This is a genomic window from Candidatus Hydrothermales bacterium (assembly GCA_039630235.1).
Lineage (GTDB): Bacteria > Hydrothermota > Hydrothermia > Hydrothermales > JAJRUZ01 > JBCNVI01.
In genome coordinates this window covers 1-567 of sequence record JBCNVI010000064.1, presented here as the reverse complement: position 1 = coordinate 567, position 567 = coordinate 1, and the positions used below count along the sequence as shown (strand labels likewise).

Sequence of the window (567 nt, the reverse complement as noted above, 5' to 3'; positions counted from 1 at the left end):
AGGTGCATTAAAACTTACCATAGCTACTAAATACGACGCCTGTCCACCCCCAGCATCACTTAAATAAATTGTTGGTGATTTACTATATATCAAAACCTCATATCCACCTGATATCGGATTTAAAAGAATATTAAAGCCCGGAGCAATAGTTGGATGTAAACTTACACCCGTTACCGTAACTCCTACTCCCGTCACCCTAAATGTCCAAGAAGATATACCATATGCTTGCCAAGGTACTCCATCGTTCCATGTCAGTTTTATATTTACTGTATTGCCACTTGAACCAGGCTCTACTATTACCGTTGACACAGCCCAACTCTGCGTAAGCATTCTCTCTCCCTCAAACTTCAAAATAAATGCATCCTCACCCCCCGCATTGCTTCCCTGAAAATATGCACCTCCACCTGGATTATAGGTCGGAAAATTAGCTGAATTAGTCTCCCCAGCCACGAAAACATTTCCACCTCCATCTGTTGAAATTGAATTTGCATAATCACTCCCACTTCCCCCATAATAAGTAGCCCACTGCCTTGCTCCTGCATTCGTGAATTTTAATATAAATGCATC

At 41.6% G+C, this 567-nt stretch carries 1 protein-coding gene; it reads right to left on the bottom strand.

Annotation, left to right across the window (positions count from 1 at the left end; genetic code table 11):
* On the bottom strand, positions 1 to 567 hold a 567-nt coding region (locus ABDH49_09320), incomplete at both ends, for an SBBP repeat-containing protein (GenBank protein ID MEN3047137.1).